The organism is Roseateles sp. P5_B10, from assembly GCF_056400485.1.
The window spans coordinates 1-918 of the sequence record NZ_JBFULE010001333.1; the positions used below are offsets into that span (position 1 = coordinate 1).

The 918-nt window shown below is 63.2% G+C and carries 2 protein-coding genes; both read right to left on the reverse strand.

Going from position 1 to position 918, the window contains the following annotated elements; genetic code table 11:
• On the reverse strand, positions 1–417 hold a 417-nt coding region (locus AC1DU6_RS33120), incomplete at its 3' end, for a branched-chain amino acid ABC transporter substrate-binding protein (RefSeq protein ID WP_477862550.1).
• A gap of 117 nt (positions 418–534) precedes the next feature.
• On the reverse strand, positions 535–918 hold a 384-nt coding region (locus tag AC1DU6_RS33125), incomplete at its 5' end, for a DNA polymerase III subunit chi (protein ID WP_477862552.1).

A 918-nucleotide genomic window follows, 5' to 3' on the forward strand; every position in this document is an offset into this window, starting at 1 on the left:
CTTGTAGCCGTTGCGGGTGAACTTGGGGTTGGTGGCCGACGGCGAGATCTGCGGAATGCCGGCGTCGCTGTAGACCTTGGAGGCCGGGATGGAAGTGCCCGAGTTCAAGTGACCCACGACGCCGTTGACCTTGGAGTCGACCAGCTTCTGCGCGGCGGCGGTGCCTTGCTTCGGATCGCCGGCGTCGTCTTCAGCCAGCAACTCGAACTTGGCCTTCTTGCCGCCGATCATGACGCCCTTGGCGTTCAGGTCCTCGATGGCGAGGCGGGCACCCAGTTCGTTGTCCTTGCCCAGGTGGGCAATCGCGCCACTGGTCGGTGCGACGTGGCCGATCTTGACGACCAGGTCCTGCGACATGGCAGCGCCGCTGAGCAGTGCTGCAACTGCACCCACCACGATATTCAACTTGATTTGCATGGATCAACTCCAGTTTGAAAGAGAGAGGAACAAACAGAGAACCGTTGATTTTTCAACCAATTGAACATACCCCAAATCCGGGGGGCTCTCATTCGGGAAAGCGTGGACGCAGCGTTGTCAACCCGCCGCGGAAAAGTGGTCCAGCTTGGCTCCCGACTGCTGGTAGACGCGATAGCGCGCACGCCCAGCTTGAACGCGCTCGGGGGCCTGTCCGATGACCTCCAGCACGCGTTCAAATGCAAGCGCATCCGAAGGCATGTCGTCGCGCAGGTTCAACAGCAATCCGCGGTGTGGCAGACGCGCCGCGTCATCAACCAAGAGGACCTCGCCCGGCGCGGGCGCCGTGGCGCCGTCCCAACGCCGATGCGGGATGAACTCCGCCGCGTCGAAGCTCCACAGCAACTCGTCTAGACGAGTTGCCTGCGCCGCCCCCACGCAGACACCCACCGGCTTGCCCGACGCGAGGGCGCGACGGATCAAGCGGCAGGCAAAGTGCAGCGG